The sequence below is a fragment of the Rhizobium sp. P28RR-XV genome (assembly GCF_012641385.1).
In the GTDB taxonomy this organism is placed as follows: domain Bacteria; phylum Pseudomonadota; class Alphaproteobacteria; order Rhizobiales; family Rhizobiaceae; genus Rhizobium.
On the sequence record NZ_JABAIG010000005.1, the window covers coordinates 194850 to 212378 of the forward strand.

Genomic DNA, 17529 nt, shown 5'->3' on the forward strand with positions numbered 1-17529 from the left:
GCGCAGCTATTGTAGATCGGAGGTTTGGACGACGTCGCCGTCACGGCGAGAGAGCGCCGTTTCATATATTGTCGCATCGGGTCGCCGTTCCCTCAGTTCCCCGATCGCGGCAGCCGGCGGATGGCTGCGGTCGACATAGGGGAAATGGCGCTTGAGGCCATTCAACGGTTTCTCGAAAAGGTGCCAGGAGATGGAAGCCAGAGCCAAGGTCGCGACACTTCCGACGATCAAGCGGCCGAAGCCCTGTTCCGAGACGTTGACCGGAATCCAGGCTTGAGCCTTGATGGTCAGCGAAAGAATGATTGGATGGAAGAGGTAGATGCCGTAACTGACGCGCCCGGTGGCTGCCATCGGCGAGGATTCGAGCAACCGGCCGAAACCGGATCGAAAACCCAAGGAGGCGCCGCCGACCAGCATGACGAGCGGCACGAGCGGGAAAACCTCCGAGCCGATCCAGATGAACCAGTCGAGAACAGGCGTTGTCGGATCGGGTCTCAGCCATAGTGCCACGGTGGCGGCGGCCGCCAACGGCATCCAGCCCAGCTGCATCCATTGCGGCCAGGCCTGTGTTCTCTCGCGATAGGTCGCAAGCAGGGCGCCGCCCGCCAGCGCATCCATGGAGGCCGAGGGCAGCAGGTCGCGCATGAGGGAGGGCGTCCCCGTCAGCGGCCAATAGAGGCGATAGGCGAGCGAGCAGGCAATGACGGCAACACAGAGACGCCCGACCATCCGGCGCGGCGCCAGCAGGATTGCCAGCGGCCAGACGATATAGAATTGTTCCTCGATGCTGAGGCTCCAGGTATGGCACAGGACCCACGGCGTCCATTCACCGCGCAGGGCATACCAATAATTTGCCAGATAGAGTATATGCCATTTCAGACTGCCTGTGCCGCGAATGCCTTCGAGATTGACGAACCATACCAGCGCCAGAATAGCGAAGTAGGGGGGAAATATGCGCAGCGCACGCCGGATATAGAATGCCTTCAGCGCGGTGGCCGGCTGGTAGCGGGCATCGGTTCGTGCCTCCAACAGCAGCCGCGTGATCAGGAAGCCGCTGAGTACGAAGAACAGACGAACGCCGAGATGGCCCCAGATCGAGCCGTCGGCTGCAAAAAAATGTGCGTAGAGCACCATGGCAACGGCGATGGTTCTCAAGCCGTCCAATTGGCGGTCGCGTATATTCGGCATAGACACCCCCGGCTTTAAGCCAATCTCGGACCCCTCAATGACGGCGCCAGCTCCCAATGGTCTGCTGCTTGCAGATGCTCTTTTTCTTCGTTGCGCACCGTATGGACCGATGAACTTGCCAGGCGAGGTTCGAGGCTTCCGAATGGAATCCGGCCAAACTTGGGCAGTTCCGGACCGATAAGGCAGCGCGTGATCACGTGTTTGAAACAAACGGCATGTTTCAAAAAATTGCGGAAGTCTTGCCGCGCACGGCCTTCGTCGTTCACAAGGCAGGTTCGTCCGCTTGTGGTAAGTGCGGATCGACGACTGCCGCAATGTAATGTTGGGCACGCCTCCCATCGGTCAACCCATGGGGCCACACTATGCAATTATCGAAGGATTTCAGAGATATGAAACATCCCAGGGCTGCGATATCCGGGCTGTTTTTCGTATGATTTCGCCTTGCAGACGCAAGCTGCGACCGACTGCACGGAGTGCTGGCCGACGTTTCCGCTACCGTTCGAACGGTTCGCCGAGTGAGGCGACGCCATTGAGCTTCAGCAAGCGGCGATCTGCCGAGATGATGCCGAGCACGATGATCGTCACGAGATAGGGCAGGCATGCCAGCAGCTGCGAGGAAACGGCAAGTCCGCCTGCCTGGGCGGCAAGCCCCATCAGCGATACCGCGCCAAACAGGCAGGCCCCTAGGAAAATCCTCGAGGTCAGCCAGGTTCCAAAGACGACGAGGGCAATGGCAATCCAGCCGCGGCCGGCAATCATGCCGTCGGCCCAGAGCGGCGTGTAGATCGTCGCGGCATAGGCGCCGGCAAAACCTGCCATCATGCCACCAAAGGCAACCGCAGCGAAGCGGATCGCGATGATGGGGTAGCCGATGGCATGGGCGGCTTTCGGATTTTCACCGACGGCGCGAAGGACAAGGCCGATCTTGCCATAGGCAAACAGCGCCCAGATGCCCAAGGTCACGGCAAGGGAGATCCAGACGACGATATCCTGATTGAAGAACCCGCCGACGACCGGAATTTGCCAAAGCCCGGGGATCGCGATCTTCGGGAGTGTGGTGACGGTCAGGCTTTCGTAGCTCTTGCCAAACAGCGCCGAGAGGCCTTGGCCGAGAATGCCGAGCGCAAGACCGGCCGCGACCTGGTTTGCGTTGAAGCTGAGGACGATGCCGGCAAAAATCAGGGAAAGCAGGGCGCTTCCGAGACCGGCCGCTAGGAAGGCGAGAAAATGGCCGCCGCCATGATAAACGACAATGAAGGCGATGACCGCACCAAGCGCCATCAAGCCTTCGACGCCGAGATTGAGCGCGCCGGCGCGCTCAACGACAAGCTCACCTAAGGCTGCTAGCAGAAAGGGCGTTGCGGCTGCGAGCATGCCCGCGAGAATGAACTCGACGGCGTTCATGATGCGCTCCGAGCGGACATGGGACGCCATACGATGCGATAGCGCACGAAAGCCACCGCGATCAGATAGATGAGGAGCAGACTGCCCTGGAATACGCGGACGGCAGCGATGGGCAGATTGGCGGAGACCATGGCATTATCGCCGCCGATATAGAGCGCTGCCATGACGATCGAGGAAACAACGATGCCGATCGGATTGAGGCCGCCAAGGTAGGCAACGATGATTGCCGCGTAGCCATACCCCGTGGAGATGGAGCGTTGCAGCTGGCCAAGCGGACCGGCAACTTCGGCAGCGCCGGCAAGGCCGGCCGCAGCACCGCCGATGATGAGCGAGAGCCAAATCGCCCAGCTCTCCTTGAAACCGGCATAGCTCGCCGCTTTGGGAGCCAGTCCGCCAACCTGCAATTTATACCCGGCGAAGCTTTTCTGCATGAAGATCCATGCCGCGATCGATAGAGCAACGGCGAGGATAAGCGAGACATTGACGCGTGTTCCCTCGAACAGGACCGGCACCATGGCGTCGTACTGGAACATCACCGACTGAGGAAAATTGAAGCCGTTCGGATCTTTCCAGGGGCCGAGAAGCAGATAATTGAGCAATTGCGCGGCGATGAAACTCAGCATCAGCGAGACGAGGATTTCGTTGGCGTTGAGTCTGACGCGCCAAAACGCGGTCAGGGAGGCCCATAGCGCGCCGCCGATTGTACCGAGCAGTAGCATTGCCGGCCAGATCCATTGGCCCGTCGCCTGCGGCATCCAGATGGGTATGGCGGAGGCGAAGATTGCGCCGAGAATGAATTGGCCCTCGGCGCCAATGTTGAAGACTTTGGCGCGAAAGCCGATTGCCAATCCCTGTGCGATCAGAAGCAGCGGGCCGGTTTTCAGCAACACTTCGGAGAACGACGCCCACGAGAAGAACGGTTCGATCAGCATGGCGTAGATCACGTCCGCCGGATCCCGGCCCATGGCGACGTAAAGGCCCAGATTGAGAGCGATGGTGACGACAAGCGCGATCGGCGGCGCGAGCAATTTCGCGGTGAACGAGGCTCGTTCCCGGCGAACCAAGGTGGGCAGAGCGACTAAAAAGGAATTGCTCATGCGGATAGCGTCTCCCGTCGGGGCTGTGCGCCGATCATGTATCGACCGATCTCTTCGGGTTTTGTATCGCGTGTGACGAGCGGCGGGCTCAGCGTGCCGTGATGCAGAACCTGGATAAAGTCGCTGAGCTCGAACAATTCCTCGAGCTCTTCGGATATCACGAGAATTGCCATGCCCTGATTGCGTAGCTCGATCAGCCGCTTGCGAATGGCAGACGCGGCGCCGACATCGACGCCCCAGGTCGGTTGGGCGAGAAAGAGCAATTTCGGTGCCAGCATGATTTCGCGTCCGACGATGAACTTCTGCAGGTTTCCTCCTGAAAGCGAGCCTGCTTCCGCCTCCGGGCCGCGCGTGCGCACGTCATAGTCCCGGATGCACTCAGTCGCGAAGGCGGTGGCCTTGGCGCTGTCGAGGAGGCCGTATCTGGCGAGCTTCAAGGGATGAGCCGTCAGCAGGCTATTGAGCATCAGCGACATTTCGGGGACCGCGCCATGCCCGAGCCGGTCTTCCGGGACAAAGGCAAAGCCGAGCTTTCGACGGCTGGCGGCGTCGAGGCTGCCGACATCCCGTCCCATCATGAAGATCAGATCGCGCTTGTGGCGGGGAAGGATGGTTTCCCCCGAAATCAGCGCGGCAAGTTCCTTTTGCCCATTCCCGGAAATACCGGCAATGCCCAGGATCTCGCCGCTGCGCACGCTCAGGCTGATTGTCGAGAGCGGTACCGCGAAAGGATCATCCGGCCGGTAATCTAGGCCAATGATCTCCAGGCGCTTTTCGCCCTCGGCCAACGGCAATGCGGGTATCGGCTCGGGCATGTCGCGGCCGATCATCATGCGGGCAAGATCATGGGCGTCATGCTCGCGCGGATCCACATGTCCGGTCACGCGTCCGCCGCGCAGGATGGTGGCCCGGTCGCACAATGACTGGATCTCTTCCAGCTTGTGCGAGATGAAGAGGATCGACACGCCGCCGTCGCGCAGCCGGCGCAGTGTATCGAACAGCTTCTCGACGGCTTGTGGCGGCAGGACGGATGTCGGCTCGTCGAGGATCAGTAGTTTCGGATCGGTCATCAGGCATCGGATGATCTCCACCCGCTGCCGTTCGCCGACCGACAGTTCATGCACATGGGCGAGCGGGTCGATCTCAAGTCCGAATTTGTCACCTAACTTGCGGATGCGCTGCGCAAGTTCCGCCCTTCGGCCTGATACAATCAGGCGGATGTTTTCGACCACCGTCAGGTTCTCGAACAGCGAGAAGTGTTGAAAGACCATCCCGATGCCCGCACGCCTCGCCGCCGCGGGGGAGGCAAGGCTGAGGGGCTGTCCATGCCAGTCAACCGTCCCGGCCTCCGGTTGTTCGACGCCGTAGATCAGCTTCATCAGGGTCGATTTGCCGGCGCCGTTTTCCCCGAGGATGGCATGGATCGACCCGGGGGCTACGTCCAGATCGATATGCTGGTTGGCATGGACCTGGCCGTAGCTTTTGGAGATGCCGCGCAGCGACAGCAGCGGGATGGTCATGACGGACTTACTTCGGCAAAGGCGTCTTCACACCTTTGACATGCCAGTCCATCGCGACGATCTGGGCGTCCGTCAATGTCACGCCCGAAGCCGCTCCTTCGCTCCCGTCGGCCTTGACGATCGGGCCTGTGAAGGGCGAAAAGCCGCCGCTTCCGATCTTCGCTTCGACTTGCCTGATCTTCGCCATGGTGTCTGCCGGGATCGCCGGGCTCCAGTCGACGACCTCGACGACCTTGTCCGCGACGCCGAGGAACGCGTTGGTGCCCTTGAAAGTGCCGGTAAGATGCGCGTCGACCGATGCCTTGAAGAAGGGCGACCAGTCCGTGGAAATGCAGCCGAGATAGGTCTTCGGCGCATATTTCTTCATCGAGGAATTCAGGTTGAAGGCATAAACGCCGGCTGCCTCGCAGGCGGAGATGACCGAGGGCGTGTCCTGTGCATTCGAGAAGATCACGTCGCAGCCCTGCGAGATCAAAGCCTTGGCCGCCTCCTGCTCCTTGGCCGGATCGAACCAGGAATTGACCCAGACAACCGATACCTCGATGTCGGGCTTGACGGCCTGGGCTCCGAGCGTGAAGGCGTTGATGGACGTGATCAGTTCAGGAATGGCGAAGGCAGAGACCGAACCGAGCTTGCCCGTCTTGGAGACCGAGGCCGCCGCCATGCCCAGCAGGTATGTCCCTTGAAAATACTTGGCGGCAAAGGGCGAGAAATTCGGCGCGACCTGGAAGCCGGACGCATGCAGGACGGTTACCTTGGGGTTGCGGCGGGCGATCTGAAGCGCCCCGTTCTGATATCCGAACGAGCCGGCGATCAGGAAGTGGTTTCCGTCGGCGACCGTCTTGTTCATGATACGGTCGGCATCCGGGCCTTCGGCAATGTTTTCGATCACGGTCACCTTGACCTTGTCACCATAGGCGGCCTTGATCGGATCGAGACCGGCGGCCAGAGCATGCCCCCAGCCGACATCGCCGATCGGCGAGGGCACGACGAGCGTGATGCCGAGCGGTTCGTCGGCGGCAAAGGCAGAGCGGCCGGTAAAGGCCGTTGCGAGACCTGCGACAGCCGCGCTCTTCATCAATGTTCTGCGGGTCAGATTGTTCTGCATCCCAGTTCCCCTTTGTGGTTTTTCAGAATTCTACTGTTGCAAGTGTCGCCTCGGCCGCGGCAAACAGCGCGGCCTCATCCAGTCCGGTGAATTCGCCGCCTTGCCAGACGATACGTCCGTTGATCATGGTCAGATCGGTCGGCATGCCGATCCCGACCTTGGCAATTAGGCTCAGCGGGTCATGCCGTGTCCCGACATAGTCCATTCGTCGCGTATCGATTGCGAAAAGGTCGGCCGCCATGCCCGGCGCGAGACGGCCGATATCCGTGCGTCCCAGCAGGCTCGCGCCGCCGCTTGTCGCGTATTGCAGAAAGTCGAGAGGGGTAGGGACGGCATGCGCACGCGTCGAGGCCGTCAGGCACTGCAGCATGTAGGCCGAATGGATGCAATGCATGAGGTTCGAGTTGTCGTTCGATGCGGCTCCGTCGCAACCAAGGCCGACACGCAGGCCGAAGGCCTGCATCGCCGGAATGTCGGTCACTTCGGCGCCGACGAGGTAGACCGGCTCGGGGCAATGGGAGACGCCCGTGCCGCTCGCCGCCATTTTGCGCAACTCGTCGTGCGTCAGTTCCCAGCAATGGGCATAGAAGGTGTCGGAGCCTGCAAAACCCAATTCGGCGCAATAGTCGACCGTGCGCATGCCATGCCGCGCCTCGATGACGGGGCTTTCACCTTCGCCGACATGTGTGTGCAGCTGCACGCCACGATCGCGCGCCAGCTCGACGGACTCGACGAAGGTTTCGCGATAGCAATTGACCGGCTGACAGGGTGCGACCACCACCTGGCGCATGCTGAAGGGGCCGGCATCGTGATAGCTGTCGATCAGCCGCGCGCAATCGGCGATGAATTCATCCGTGGTTTCGAGCATGGCATCCGGGATCGTCGATCCTTCGGATTTCGGCAGGGTATTGCCGCCGCGCCCCGCGTGAAAACGCATGCCGAGAAGGTCGGCTGCCTCGAACTGACGGTCGATCAGGCGCTTTCCCGCATGACGGGGAAAGCAATATTGATGGTCGAATGCGGTCGTGCAGCCATGCTTGATCATCTCGGCCATGGCAGTGACCGAAGAATGATAGAAGCAGTCTTCCGTCAGTCGCGAGAAGATCGGATAGATCCGGTCGAGCCATTCGATGACGGAGAGCTTCGTCCAGTCGAGGTCGGCCCGATTGCGCACGAAGCACTGAAAGAAGTGGTGATGGGTGTTGACGAGCCCCGGATAGACGAACCAGGCCGAAGCGTCCTGGACAACGGTACCTTCGGGCAACGCGTTCAGCGACAGATTCTCCCCTATCGCCTGGATCACCGGGCCTTTGGTGAGCAGGTCGACGTTCCGGCGCACGCTCGGTCCTTTGCCCTCATCGACGATAACAACAGCACAATTCTTCAGGAGATAGCCGGTCATTCCATTATTTCTCCCCTGCCGGATGCGGATCGGGTTTCAGCTCGTGCAGGCGGTGAATGCCGGGCATTTCGATGAAACCGGGCAGGCTGCGCACGGCGCGCATCCAAAGCCGGATCAAAGGATAGGGATCGAGCGAGATGCCGCCATCGGGTGCAAGCGCCACATACGGAAAGCAGGCGATATCCGCGATCGTCGGCCGGCTTGCCGCAAGGAACCGCATGCCGCGTTCGCCCTGTTCGAAGAGGCCTGCTTCCAGCTCGCGCAGTGCCGCAATCCCCTGAGCCTGCAATGCCGTGATATCTCCCGGCCGCAGCAGCATTTCGTGGAGCCGCGCGCCGCCAAGGCTGGCCGTCAGGCGATGCGAGAAGGACAGCCATTGCTGCACGCGCGCCGTCTCCTGCGGCGAACCCTGTCCCAGCCATTCCGGCGCGCCATTGCCAGCGAGATAAGCAAGCATTGCCGAGGACTCGGTGAGCACAAGATCGCCATCCTCGAGGATGGGGATGGACCCTGCCGGATTGAGCGCCAGAAGCTCAGGCCCGCGATGCTCCCCGCCTGGATGGAAGTCGACCGGCCGGATTTCGAGCTTGATGCCCTGGATGGCGGCCATCAGCCGTACCTTGTAGCAGCTCGGCGATAGAACATAATCGTAGAGTTTCATTGTGCGACCAACTGTGCACCATAGGTATAGTTATGGCGCTTGAGCCATCGCCGGTAGACGACCGAGGTGAGGTCGGCCCTTGTCGGAATTTCCATGCCCGGATCAAGCGGAAGAAGCGTGGGTATTTGGTTTTCGAGGATCGAGCGATCCTGCAGAAAGATCATCTGTTGAAAGTGGATGAGATCGGTCATTGGCGTATCATCGTCGAAGAGCGCCATCCACGGCCATACATCGCACACGTCCTCGGCAAGAGGCTGCACGAATAGGGTAATGACGTCCCATTCGCCTGGTCGCGGAGGGCACGTCTTGTAGAGCACCGAACAGGTCGGCGCCGGCACGCGGTACATATATTCGGTCGTAATGCCGCCCGATGCCGATTTTGCAGCCTGCGGCTGGTAGAACTTCACCTGTGTCGCCCAGACTTCATCCACACCCTCGCGGATTTCGACCTTGTAGTTTTCGACCTCCGTATGCGGCTCCGCACCGAGGATGTCGGTGTGAACGAAGGGAAAATGCGCGATGTCGAGAAAGTTCTCGACGGCACGAAGCGGCGAGCAGCGCACGCGCACCACGCCGACATCGACGAAGCGGCGGCCTGGCTGATCAGCTTCGGGAATGGCAAAAAGCTCCTTGTTCGGCTTTCCGAGGGAAGACCAGACATGGCCATATCGGACGCGGACCGGAAGGCTCCGTCCATTGTCTGTCACCACCCACGCATTCCCGTCGTGATCGCGGGCAACCTCGATCGCCTCGCCCATCAGATAGGTCTTGCTCGGTTTTTCGCTGAGCTGGCTGAAGAGGCCGACCGGATACCATTCGTCGATCATCGCGCAGCCTTTCATTCCGCACTCTCCCTTTGGCGCTCTTCCGCCCGGCGGCGAAGGGATTCGGCGAAGCGCGAAGCCGTCAGGCGCTCTGCCGGGCTGCGGTCCGGTTCGATCAGGAGATGAACGAGCGTATGCCTTTCCTGGGGCGCCAGCAGCAGCCCGATCCACGGGAATTCAGGCGGGCGTATCAGCCCGTTCGCATCGACCTCTGCTCCTGCCGCGTCCTCGATCGCCCTAACGTCCGCTTCCACGGTTAACGAGCGTAACGGTACAAGCGCGTCGAGTTGCGGAGGCTGCTTCGCCGGCTGTTCGACGGCGACCCATAAAATGCCGCCCGATTCTTCGACCTGCTGGACAGCGACACGGATGGTTTCCGGAGGGACGAGATCGGGATGAGCCGGAATACGGATACATCCGCCCGATGGGGAATAGCTCCATCCATGATAGATGCACGACAGTGCCTCGCCGCGGACGAAACCATGCGATAATCGCATGCCGCGATGGGGACAGCGGTCTGAGGATGCCGTTGCGCGGCCCGACTGGCTGCGCCACAGGGCAATTGAGCCGGCCGACGTCCAGGCCGGTATGACGGTTCCTGGTGGTAGATCGGAGGAAAGGGCGACTGGCGCCCAAGACCCGGCCCCATCAAATGGCATAGCCTTAACTCTCTCAATTTCACCAATGGCTTAGCACCACTGGTCATAGGCAGGCGCCGATCCCTGCATCCCCTCAGCCATTAAAGGTTTGCATAAACAATTCGCATTGGCAACATTGATTAAATAAAAGGCAATAGATCAGGAGTTCCTAAGATTCGGTCTTTGTTGACCATCCAATGACCCTGCGCTGGATCTCCTCCACCCAGACATCGATCGGACCGAGCGAGCAGCCCATTTCCAGCATGTCGATCAATTCCACGGAGCCGGCGACCTCGAGTTCGATCCTGTCAGCGCCTGAATGGAAGAATGTTTGGGAAAGTCCGAGCTTATTGGCGTGGCGCTGAATCCATGGGACGAATGAGGTCGAGTTGACGTCGCCCAGGATCGTCATGCGTTCTCGAACAATATCCTGCCGTGGCTGCATTCGTTAATGCCCCTTGTTTCGAAGCGGTCTGACTTGACAGCCGTCCGATGAATTTAAAATAAGTCGGCAAGATCTATTCTTCGACGTTGCCAGCATTCAAGTCAAATCTCTGGCTCGGTGTTCAGCGGGTGCACCTTGCCCAACTCTTTGCAATTGGACAATTGCGCGATGACGCGGTCGGCCATCGCGGCGCATCGCGCGCCATCGAACGGAAACAGCAAAGAAAATGTTCCCGCCAACTGTTTTTCGATCGTAACCCGCATCATTTTGCGGGCGCGATGCAACCGTGTCTTGGCGGTTGCCGATTTGATGCCGAGATGCGACGCGTCCTCCTCGGTGCTCATCCCCTCCACGTCCCGCAGCACGAAGATCGCGCGGAATTCATCGGGTAGCCCATCGATCGCGCGTTCGAGCAGGCGACGGGTCTCACTTCGGGAAAACTCGGTTTCGGGGTCCGCGCCCGAGAGCGAGGTGGGAAATTGCAAAACTTCGCCGCGTCCTGATCCTGCCGTCATGTCGACTTCCTCCAGTCCGACGCTTGGCTGGCGGCGTCGAACGCGTCCGAGCGCCTCGTTGAGCGCGATCCGGGTGAGCCAGGTTGCAAGCTGCGCCTCGCCGCGGAACGAGGCGAGATGGATGAAGGCATGCACATAGGTCGCCTGCACAACGTCCTCGGCCTCCGCATCGTTGTGGACGATGGCGCGGGCCGAGCGAAACAGGCGGCGATTATGCCGCTGCACCAGAGTGCGTATGGCCATCTCGTCGCCCCTCCTGGCGTGAACGACCAGGTCGGCGTCGGACAGCGACGTCAGGTCCGCGGTACGCGGTGACGCGGTGATGGGAATGCCAGCCATGATCGCTCCAACTTACCTGCGCAACTGCTGCCCAGCCTATGGCTTGATATCGAGCGTGCCCGTCATCATCGGGTGAAAGCGGCAATAGAAATCCACCTTTCCCGCCTGTTTGACCGTGATGCTCCGTTCCGATTTCGGTGGAAGATCGATGTCGAAGCTTTTGTCGCGCGCGGTTGCGGTATGGTGGAATATATCATCATTGCGCCAAGTGATCACGTCGCCGGCATGCAATGTCGGCACTGCGCCGAATTGCATCTTGGCGATGATGATTTCGCGGTTGGCCGCCGCCGCGCTCGCGGGACTTCCAACCGCGAACCCGACGAACGCTAACGCCGCAAAAATGCGGAGGAGGGGACGCATGGCGGACCTACTTGATCGTCGATGCAAGGTGCTCGGCGTGCATCTGGTGCTCTTTGAAGAGCGTCAGGCCCGTCTGCAGCAGTGATTTCAGTTCGGCGTTCTGAGCCGAGGGAATCAGCAGCGTCTCAAGCGCACCGTTGACCTGCTTGTGATACGCGACTTCGTTGTCGACATAGGCCTTGTCGAAGGCGGCGCCGTGAAGCTTGGAAAGCTTCGCCAATTCCGCCTTGGCGGCAGATGACAGCGATTTGCTGGTGTCGTTGTCTTCCGGCTTGACCTTCAGCTTCTTGAGCAGGGCGAGCGCCTGTTGGTTCACAGATGTGTGGTCGCGCTCCATGGTCTTGGCGAAGTCCCGAACCTCTGCGTTCTTGCTCATCTTCAGAGCCTGCTTGGCCGCGGCGATGTCGATCTCGCCGGCTGTATAGGCGATATGGGCGATTTGCGGATCGGTCGGCTTGTCGGCGGCGTATGACGCAGTCGCAAGTGACACCGCAATCGCCGTTGCCGTGAGAAGGCCCTTGAACATGTTGCTCTCCTGTCCTTTAGAGAAAAATTCCAGACGCCTCTGGCATCCGAAACAGCCATTGGATGCGGTTTGCGTCAAAAGGTTCCCGAAAATCTTTTTTGATCGCCCGACGCGGGCCGTTGGCAGTTTTGGCCGGTGACCGCGCCATCTGCGGAGCCTTGCGCCGACTGTGGCAGGCGAGGTTTTCAGCTTTACGTCAGTTCATAGGGCTATTTGCTAAAAACTGACACGTTGCCGCTCTATGCGCATATTGTCAGACTTGGAGAGTTGATTTTGAATCTTGTTCTTAGGCGCTCGTCTTATCTAGCGCCTGTCCATGGATATGGACCCAGCAGCCTCACCTATCGTCGCGATATTGATGGCCTTCGCGCTCTAGCGATCATTCCGGTCGTTCTCTATCACGCCGGCATTCCCGGTTTCAGCGGCGGTTTCGTCGGCGTCGACGTATTTTTCGTCATCTCGGGCTTCTTGATGGCGTCGCTGATTTCGAACGAGATCGATCGAGGCGAATTCAGTCTGGTGCGGTTTTATGAGCGCCGCATCCGCCGAATTTTCCCGGCGCTGTTTGCGGTCCTGGTGGCCTCTTTCATAGCGGCGTGGTTGTTGCTCATGCCGGCCGAGTTTGCCTATTTCGCGCGCAGCCTGAAGGCGGCCGCCCTGTTTACGTCGAATATCCAGTTCGAGAAGGAAAGTGGTTACTTCGACATCGGCGCGCAGATGAAGCCGCTGCTGCACACCTGGTCGCTTGCCGTCGAAGAGCAGTTTTATATCCTGTTCCCGCTGCTACTGATGGTCGTCAGCCGGTTTGCCCGGCGGACCGCCGCGCTGATTTTGGCGGGATTGCTGCTTATTTCATTTGGGGCAAGCACATGGACGTTGTTCCAGTCTCAAGCCGAGGCATTCTATCTGCTTCAATTCCGCGCCTGGGAGCTCCTTCTTGGAGCGCTGTTAGCCTTCGGTGTCATTCCGATGCCGAAACGGCCTGAAATGCGGGCGGGATTGGCCGCTGCGGGCGTCCTTCTTATCGCCGTTGCCATATTCGGGTTCAGCGACAAGACCCTGTTTCCCGGCCCGGCGGCACTGCTACCCTGCCTTGGCGCAGCATTGATCATCCATGCGCGCGATGAGTCGGGACCGGCGAGCCGCCTCTTGCGATCCAGACCGATGACCTTCATAGGGCTGATCTCCTATTCGCTTTATCTGTGGCATTGGCCGATTATTGTCTTCAGCCGCGAGATGACCGGACGGGAGCTTTCCCTGCCGCAAGGTGGTGTGATCGTTGCAGCGTCGCTTGCCGCCGCCGTCCTCTCATGGCGCTTCATCGAACAGCCGTTTCGTGGGCGCGGCAGCTTCGTGAAGCGCCTGCCGCTCTTTGTCGGGGCGGTGACGGTCGTGATTGTCGCTATCGGGCTCGGAGACTATGTCGCGCATCACGGCGGCGTGCCGGATCGGCTGTCGGCGAATGTGCGGAAGGTCTATGCTTCCACCTACGATCAGAGCCGTTTCAGCCTGCCGCCGTGCTTCGCCGATTCGGATACGACGGGGCCCACCGTTGCAGATATTCGCGCTGGCAAGCTTTGTCTGCTTGGCCCGGATGGCTCGAGCAAGCCATCCTTCGTCGTATGGGGAGATTCCCATTCCGGGGCCATGGCTCCGGCCATTGATGCCGCCGCGACCCAGGTCGGCATCACCGGTCTGTTCGCGGGACATGCTTCGTGTCCGCCGTTGCCCGGAGTTCAGCTCACGGCGCGCGGCGATAGCGAGCGCTGCGGCAAGTTCAATGGAGCCGTGCGCGACCTGATCGTGTCACGGCACGTTCCGCTGGTCTTCCTGGTCGGCTATTGGCCCAAATATGTTCATGACACCGAAATGCCGAACGAGGGGCCGTATTTCGATCCATCGGTGCCGCCGCCGCTGGAGGATCGATCCGCTTCGATCGTCCAAACGTTCGATAGTCTACTGGCTGATTTGACCAGGCAGGGAACCAGGGTCGTTTTGGTTTCGGATGTTCCCGAGATGGGCGCTATATGCCGGAGGCCGTCGCCAAGGCGATGATACAGGGTACGTCGCCGGATGTGGCGCCGCCATTGGACTATGTCGAGAAGCGGCAAGCGCTCTCGCATGCAATCCTGAGCCGTCTTGCCGCAAAATACGGTGCGACGATCATCGATCCGCTGCCTTCCATCTGCGGCAACGGCCGTTGCGATGCAGTGCGAAACGGCCTGCCGCTCTACAAAGACGCCGATCACCTCGCGGCGACTTTCGCGACGACCCTTAGTCCGCTCTATGTTCCGGCTCTGTCGGAACTTCGTGGAGGATTGACAACGACCAGCCCCGGGATCGACGCCCGTTATTGATCGTCCTTATCGTGTGCCATCGTCCAGATCGTCCGCACAAGTAATGCGATGAAATAGACCGAAACGAAGAGTAAGAAGGCGGCGATCGCATAACGGACGTTGTCCATCAGCGCGCGATGGTTCTTTTCCAGCATCTCGCCCATCTCGTAAGCGACGATCACGAGAATGATAAGCATTGCTGGCACTAGAAACGGCCAGCTCTTCTTGAGGTACGTTGCAATGGATCGCAGCATCTGATCATTCTTGGAAGAGAGGCGACCGGTTTTTTTGGCTTCTGACTTCATCGATTGACGTGGCTGAGGTGTGGGCGAATGTCTACGGCTGGGCGGTTTGGTGCTCGTTGCGTGCAGCACTCCACACCTCGCGGGCGGCGTCGGCGTTCATCGCGGCGATCGCCAGCCCGACGATGAGGTCAGGCCAGGCGGAGTGCTAGAGAATGGCGGTCACAAGACCTGCGGCAATGATGGCGATGTTCGCAAAAGCATCGTTACGGGCGGACAGAAACGCCGCGCGCGTAAGGCTGCCGCCATGGTGACGGTAGCGGGTAAGCATCACCGCGCAGGAAAGATTGACGACAAGCGCGCCCAAGCCCGTCAATGTCAGCGACACCGGATCGGGTGCGACGGGCGTCATGAACTTCTGCCAGGCAGTCCACACTGTGGCAAGCCCCGGAACCAGCAATATGCCGGCGAGCGCCATGCCGAGGCGGGCGCGATTGCGGGCGCTCCAGCCGAGCGCGATTGCGATCAGCAGATTGACGGAGGCGTCTTCAAGAAAGTCGACACTGTCGGCCAATAGAGAGACCGAGCCGATCGACAGCGCCACGAGGAATTCAACGCCGAAATAGCCGAGATTGAGAAGTGCCACATAGATGACGGTGCGTTCCAGGCCTTCTCCCATGCGCGAGATCATCATCAGTCCTTCGTCTCCGTGGGCTCGGCGCTGCTGCTTCGTGTCTCCTCATGCGTCTCGAAGACCCGCTTGACGAAGATGTCAAGTAACGTCTCGCAAGTTCTTCGTCCACTATTGCGTTTCGGCTGCGAGAGGAGCGCCATAGAAGTCGAATTTGGCGATCTTTTCAAGCCAATCCTGCAGCTTCAGATCGGCGTCGTTTTCTTCAAGCTCCGCATAGGGAAATTTCCAAACTGCCGTTTCCTTGATGATCTCCTTTTCTCTTCACGCCGATATCGGCGGCGCCCCCTGACATCAAAGGACGCCGCTTTGCTATGCGGATCCCTAGTCGAGATCACCGGCGCGCAAGTAGCTGCCCAGGATGCTGGAAACCCATATCTGCGTCCGCGGCCTCTTTAAGGTGAAGTGCAAAACCTGATGTTCCTGGATCGCCCAGCTCCGCGCGGAGTTGCATGGTTGGGATATGATAATCCCCGCCATTCTGGCGCCGGTAAGCAATAGGACGCGTTGTTTCAAGGGTTCGCATCCGGTCGCGCAGGATTTCGGCAGCGGCTTCAAAGCGTTGCTCATCGAAGCGATCGGTGCTGTAGGTCACGTAAGGCGGCAGCACCTCGTAGCCCGGATAGTAAAGGATACCGTGGTTGATCGGGAACAGCAGGTCATCGATGGGACCGTTTATGCCGCGCGGCGAATAATGTTCCTCCCAGCCGCCGGCGGTGACGATCAACATGGCACGTTTGCCAACCAGGGTTCCTTCGCCATAGCGATCACCCCAGCGCTTGTCGCTGTGTTCGCCGACGCCATAGGCAAAGCCGTATGCGAACACGCGATCGACCCAGCCCTTCAAGATGGCGGGCATGGTGAACCACCAGAGAGGAAACTGCAGGATCAATGTATCGGCCCAGAGAAGCTTCTCGATCTCTGTTTTGACATCGTCCGTCAGCGTGTCGCTGTCGAAAGCATGTTTGGAGGCCGCGACAGGCAGGAGCCGTTCGTCGGGGGACAAGGAAGGAAAGTCGGCGCGATCGATCTCGGACTTCCACCGCATGGCATAAAGGTCGGAAACCTGAACCGTATGTCCGGCTGCTTCCAGTTCCTGGACGGCGACATTGCGAAGCGATGCCGACAGGGATTTCGGTTCGGGGTGGGCGAAGACGATGAGTACATTCATGGCATGCACCTGCTTGTTTGCGGTAGTTTCAGCCAAGATAGACCATGCCAGACTGATGCGTTATATGGAGGTATGGATAAGATAATTCCGAATAATGGATAGATCTGATATCACACTCGAGCGCATCCGCACCTTTGTTCGTGTCGCAGAGCGCGGTAACCTGTCGGTCGTGGCACGCGAGCTAAACGTCGGCCAGTCGAGCATCACGCGGCATGTGCGCGAGCTTGAGGAGGCCTTGGGCGTGACGCTGCTGAGTCGCACGACCCGCCGGGTCGCACTTACCGAGGAAGGCGGTCGCTATTATGCCAACGCCCTTCAAATCTTGCGACTTGTGGAACAGGCGACCGATGAAGTGCGAACAGCGCAGGGCGCCTATGCCGGCACGGTTCGCATCTCCTGTACGGCGGCGCTCGGGGTCAGGCATGTCAGCCGGTTGATCTTCGCCTTTCAGGACCGCAACCCTGAGATCGCGGTCGATCTCAGCCTGACCGACGAGCGCGTCGATCTCGTTCGCGAGGGGGTCGATATTGCGCTGCGCCTCGGCCCGCTCGCCGACAGTTCCATGAAGCTGCGGGCGATCGGCCAAAGCCAGCGTGTTCTCGTCGCTTCTCCCGCCTATCTGGAACGACATGGTCGGCCGACGACCCCAGAGGAACTCAAGAATCTTGAGGGCGTGCGTATGTCGAACGTTGCCGGAAGTGAAGATCTCGTGCTCGAACGGGCGGGGGATAAGCGGTACGTCGTGCCGTTCGGCGGCCGGCTCGAGGTTGATCACGGACTTGCTGCGCGCGAAGCCTTTGCGGCAGCACGCGGCTTTGGGCCGGCCCATATCTGGCTGGTCGACGATCTTCTCGCGGACGGACGCCTCGAAACGATCCTCCCCGACTTCTCGCCACCAGCCGTGCCGTTGAACATGCTTATTGCGCCTGAGCGGACCGATATTGCACGTGTGAGGCTGCTGGTTGAATTTTTGGCCGAGCAGCTGCCGCGCATTCCCGGCATAAAGCGCTCGCAATCGGGAAGTTAGCTCGCTCATTGTGACAACGAATCAGATGCGATTTG

General features: G+C 59.8%; 20 protein-coding genes and 1 pseudogene. 3 read left to right on the plus strand and 18 right to left on the minus strand.

Going from position 1 to position 17529, the window contains the following annotated elements:
- Nucleotides 1-6: 6 nt before the first annotated feature.
- The 14 genes from HGP12_RS12455 to HGP12_RS12520 form a co-directional block, all read right to left on the minus strand.
- Nucleotides 7-1188, minus strand: coding sequence for an acyltransferase family protein (locus HGP12_RS12455; protein ID WP_168878925.1), 1182 nt, complete (start codon nucleotides 1186-1188; stop codon nucleotides 7-9).
- Nucleotides 1189-1202: 14 nt separating this feature from the next.
- Nucleotides 1203-1454, minus strand: coding sequence for a hypothetical protein (locus HGP12_RS12460; RefSeq protein ID WP_168878926.1), 252 nt, complete (start codon nucleotides 1452-1454; stop codon nucleotides 1203-1205).
- Between the two features lie 226 nt (nucleotides 1455-1680).
- Nucleotides 1681-2592, minus strand: a complete 912-nt coding sequence (locus tag HGP12_RS12465; RefSeq protein WP_168878927.1) for an ABC transporter permease — start codon at nucleotides 2590-2592, stop codon at nucleotides 1681-1683.
- The gene (locus HGP12_RS12470) at nucleotides 2589-3689 is read right to left on the minus strand and encodes an ABC transporter permease (protein ID WP_168878928.1); all 1101 of its coding nucleotides are present in this window, start codon (nucleotides 3687-3689) and stop codon (nucleotides 2589-2591) included. Before HGP12_RS12470 ends, HGP12_RS12465 begins: the two co-directional genes overlap by 4 nt.
- On the minus strand, nucleotides 3686-5209 hold the full coding sequence (locus HGP12_RS12475; protein ID WP_168878929.1) for an ABC transporter ATP-binding protein: 1524 nt from the start codon (nucleotides 5207-5209) through the stop codon (nucleotides 3686-3688). Before HGP12_RS12475 ends, HGP12_RS12470 begins: the two co-directional genes overlap by 4 nt.
- Before the next feature lie 7 nt (nucleotides 5210-5216).
- Entirely contained in the window at nucleotides 5217-6317 is a 1101-nt protein-coding gene (locus HGP12_RS12480; RefSeq protein WP_168878930.1) for a BMP family ABC transporter substrate-binding protein, read from the minus strand.
- Between the two features lie 22 nt (nucleotides 6318-6339).
- Complete coding sequence (locus tag HGP12_RS12485; protein ID WP_168878931.1) at nucleotides 6340-7719, minus strand: amidohydrolase; 1380 nt, start codon at nucleotides 7717-7719, stop codon at nucleotides 6340-6342.
- A gap of 4 nt (nucleotides 7720-7723) precedes the next feature.
- A complete protein-coding gene (locus tag HGP12_RS12490; RefSeq protein ID WP_168878932.1) occupies nucleotides 7724-8380 on the minus strand; it encodes a glutathione S-transferase family protein in 657 nt (218 codons plus the stop codon).
- A complete protein-coding gene (locus HGP12_RS12495) occupies nucleotides 8377-9222 on the minus strand; it encodes an aromatic ring-hydroxylating dioxygenase subunit alpha (RefSeq protein ID WP_168878933.1) in 846 nt (281 codons plus the stop codon). The genes HGP12_RS12490 and HGP12_RS12495 overlap by 4 nt, the downstream gene beginning before the upstream one ends.
- Entirely contained in the window at nucleotides 9219-9863 is a 645-nt protein-coding gene (locus tag HGP12_RS12500) for a Rieske 2Fe-2S domain-containing protein (RefSeq protein ID WP_168878934.1), read from the minus strand. Before HGP12_RS12500 ends, HGP12_RS12495 begins: the two co-directional genes overlap by 4 nt.
- A gap of 148 nt (nucleotides 9864-10011) precedes the next feature.
- Entirely contained in the window at nucleotides 10012-10254 is a 243-nt protein-coding gene (locus HGP12_RS12505; protein WP_246703349.1) for an acylphosphatase, read from the minus strand.
- Nucleotides 10255-10388: 134 nt separating this feature from the next.
- Complete coding sequence (locus HGP12_RS12510; protein ID WP_168878936.1) at nucleotides 10389-11141, minus strand: RNA polymerase sigma factor; 753 nt, start codon at nucleotides 11139-11141, stop codon at nucleotides 10389-10391.
- A gap of 36 nt (nucleotides 11142-11177) precedes the next feature.
- Complete coding sequence (locus tag HGP12_RS12515) at nucleotides 11178-11501, minus strand: cupredoxin domain-containing protein (protein ID WP_168878937.1); 324 nt, start codon at nucleotides 11499-11501, stop codon at nucleotides 11178-11180.
- 7 nt (nucleotides 11502-11508) lie between these two features.
- Entirely contained in the window at nucleotides 11509-12027 is a 519-nt protein-coding gene (locus tag HGP12_RS12520; protein ID WP_168878938.1) for a DUF4142 domain-containing protein, read from the minus strand.
- Nucleotides 12028-12300: 273 nt separating this feature from the next.
- Between HGP12_RS12520 and HGP12_RS12525 the strand changes: the two genes are divergently transcribed.
- Nucleotides 12301-14082 carry an acyltransferase family protein gene (locus tag HGP12_RS12525; RefSeq protein WP_246703350.1) on the plus strand — a complete coding sequence of 594 codons (1782 nt, stop codon included), beginning with the start codon at nucleotides 12301-12303 and terminating at the stop codon, nucleotides 14080-14082.
- Nucleotides 14055-14384 carry an SGNH hydrolase domain-containing protein gene (locus HGP12_RS33995; protein WP_246703351.1) on the plus strand — a complete coding sequence of 110 codons (330 nt, stop codon included), beginning with the start codon at nucleotides 14055-14057 and terminating at the stop codon, nucleotides 14382-14384. The genes HGP12_RS12525 and HGP12_RS33995 overlap by 28 nt, the downstream gene beginning before the upstream one ends.
- Here HGP12_RS33995 and HGP12_RS12530 read toward each other — a convergent pair.
- The 4 genes and pseudogenes from HGP12_RS12530 to HGP12_RS12540 form a co-directional block, all read right to left on the minus strand.
- On the minus strand, nucleotides 14378-14737 hold the full coding sequence (locus HGP12_RS12530) for a hypothetical protein (protein WP_168878834.1): 360 nt from the start codon (nucleotides 14735-14737) through the stop codon (nucleotides 14378-14380). The genes HGP12_RS33995 and HGP12_RS12530 overlap by 7 nt on opposite strands.
- Nucleotides 14700-15299 (minus strand): annotated as a pseudogene (locus HGP12_RS12535) (cation transporter). The gene HGP12_RS12530 and the pseudogene HGP12_RS12535 overlap by 38 nt, the downstream one beginning before the upstream one ends.
- 108 nt (nucleotides 15300-15407) lie before the next feature.
- On the minus strand, nucleotides 15408-15548 hold the full coding sequence (locus tag HGP12_RS34630; protein ID WP_312862885.1) for a Chromate resistance protein ChrB: 141 nt from the start codon (nucleotides 15546-15548) through the stop codon (nucleotides 15408-15410).
- 82 nt (nucleotides 15549-15630) lie between these two features.
- Nucleotides 15631-16467, minus strand: coding sequence for an NAD(P)H-dependent oxidoreductase (locus tag HGP12_RS12540; protein ID WP_168878939.1), 837 nt, complete (start codon nucleotides 16465-16467; stop codon nucleotides 15631-15633).
- A 94-nt stretch (nucleotides 16468-16561) separates the two neighbouring features.
- Between HGP12_RS12540 and HGP12_RS12545 the strand changes: the two genes are divergently transcribed.
- Nucleotides 16562-17494 carry a LysR family transcriptional regulator gene (locus tag HGP12_RS12545; protein WP_168878940.1) on the plus strand — a complete coding sequence of 311 codons (933 nt, stop codon included), beginning with the start codon at nucleotides 16562-16564 and terminating at the stop codon, nucleotides 17492-17494.
- Nucleotides 17495-17529: the final 35 nt, after the last annotated feature.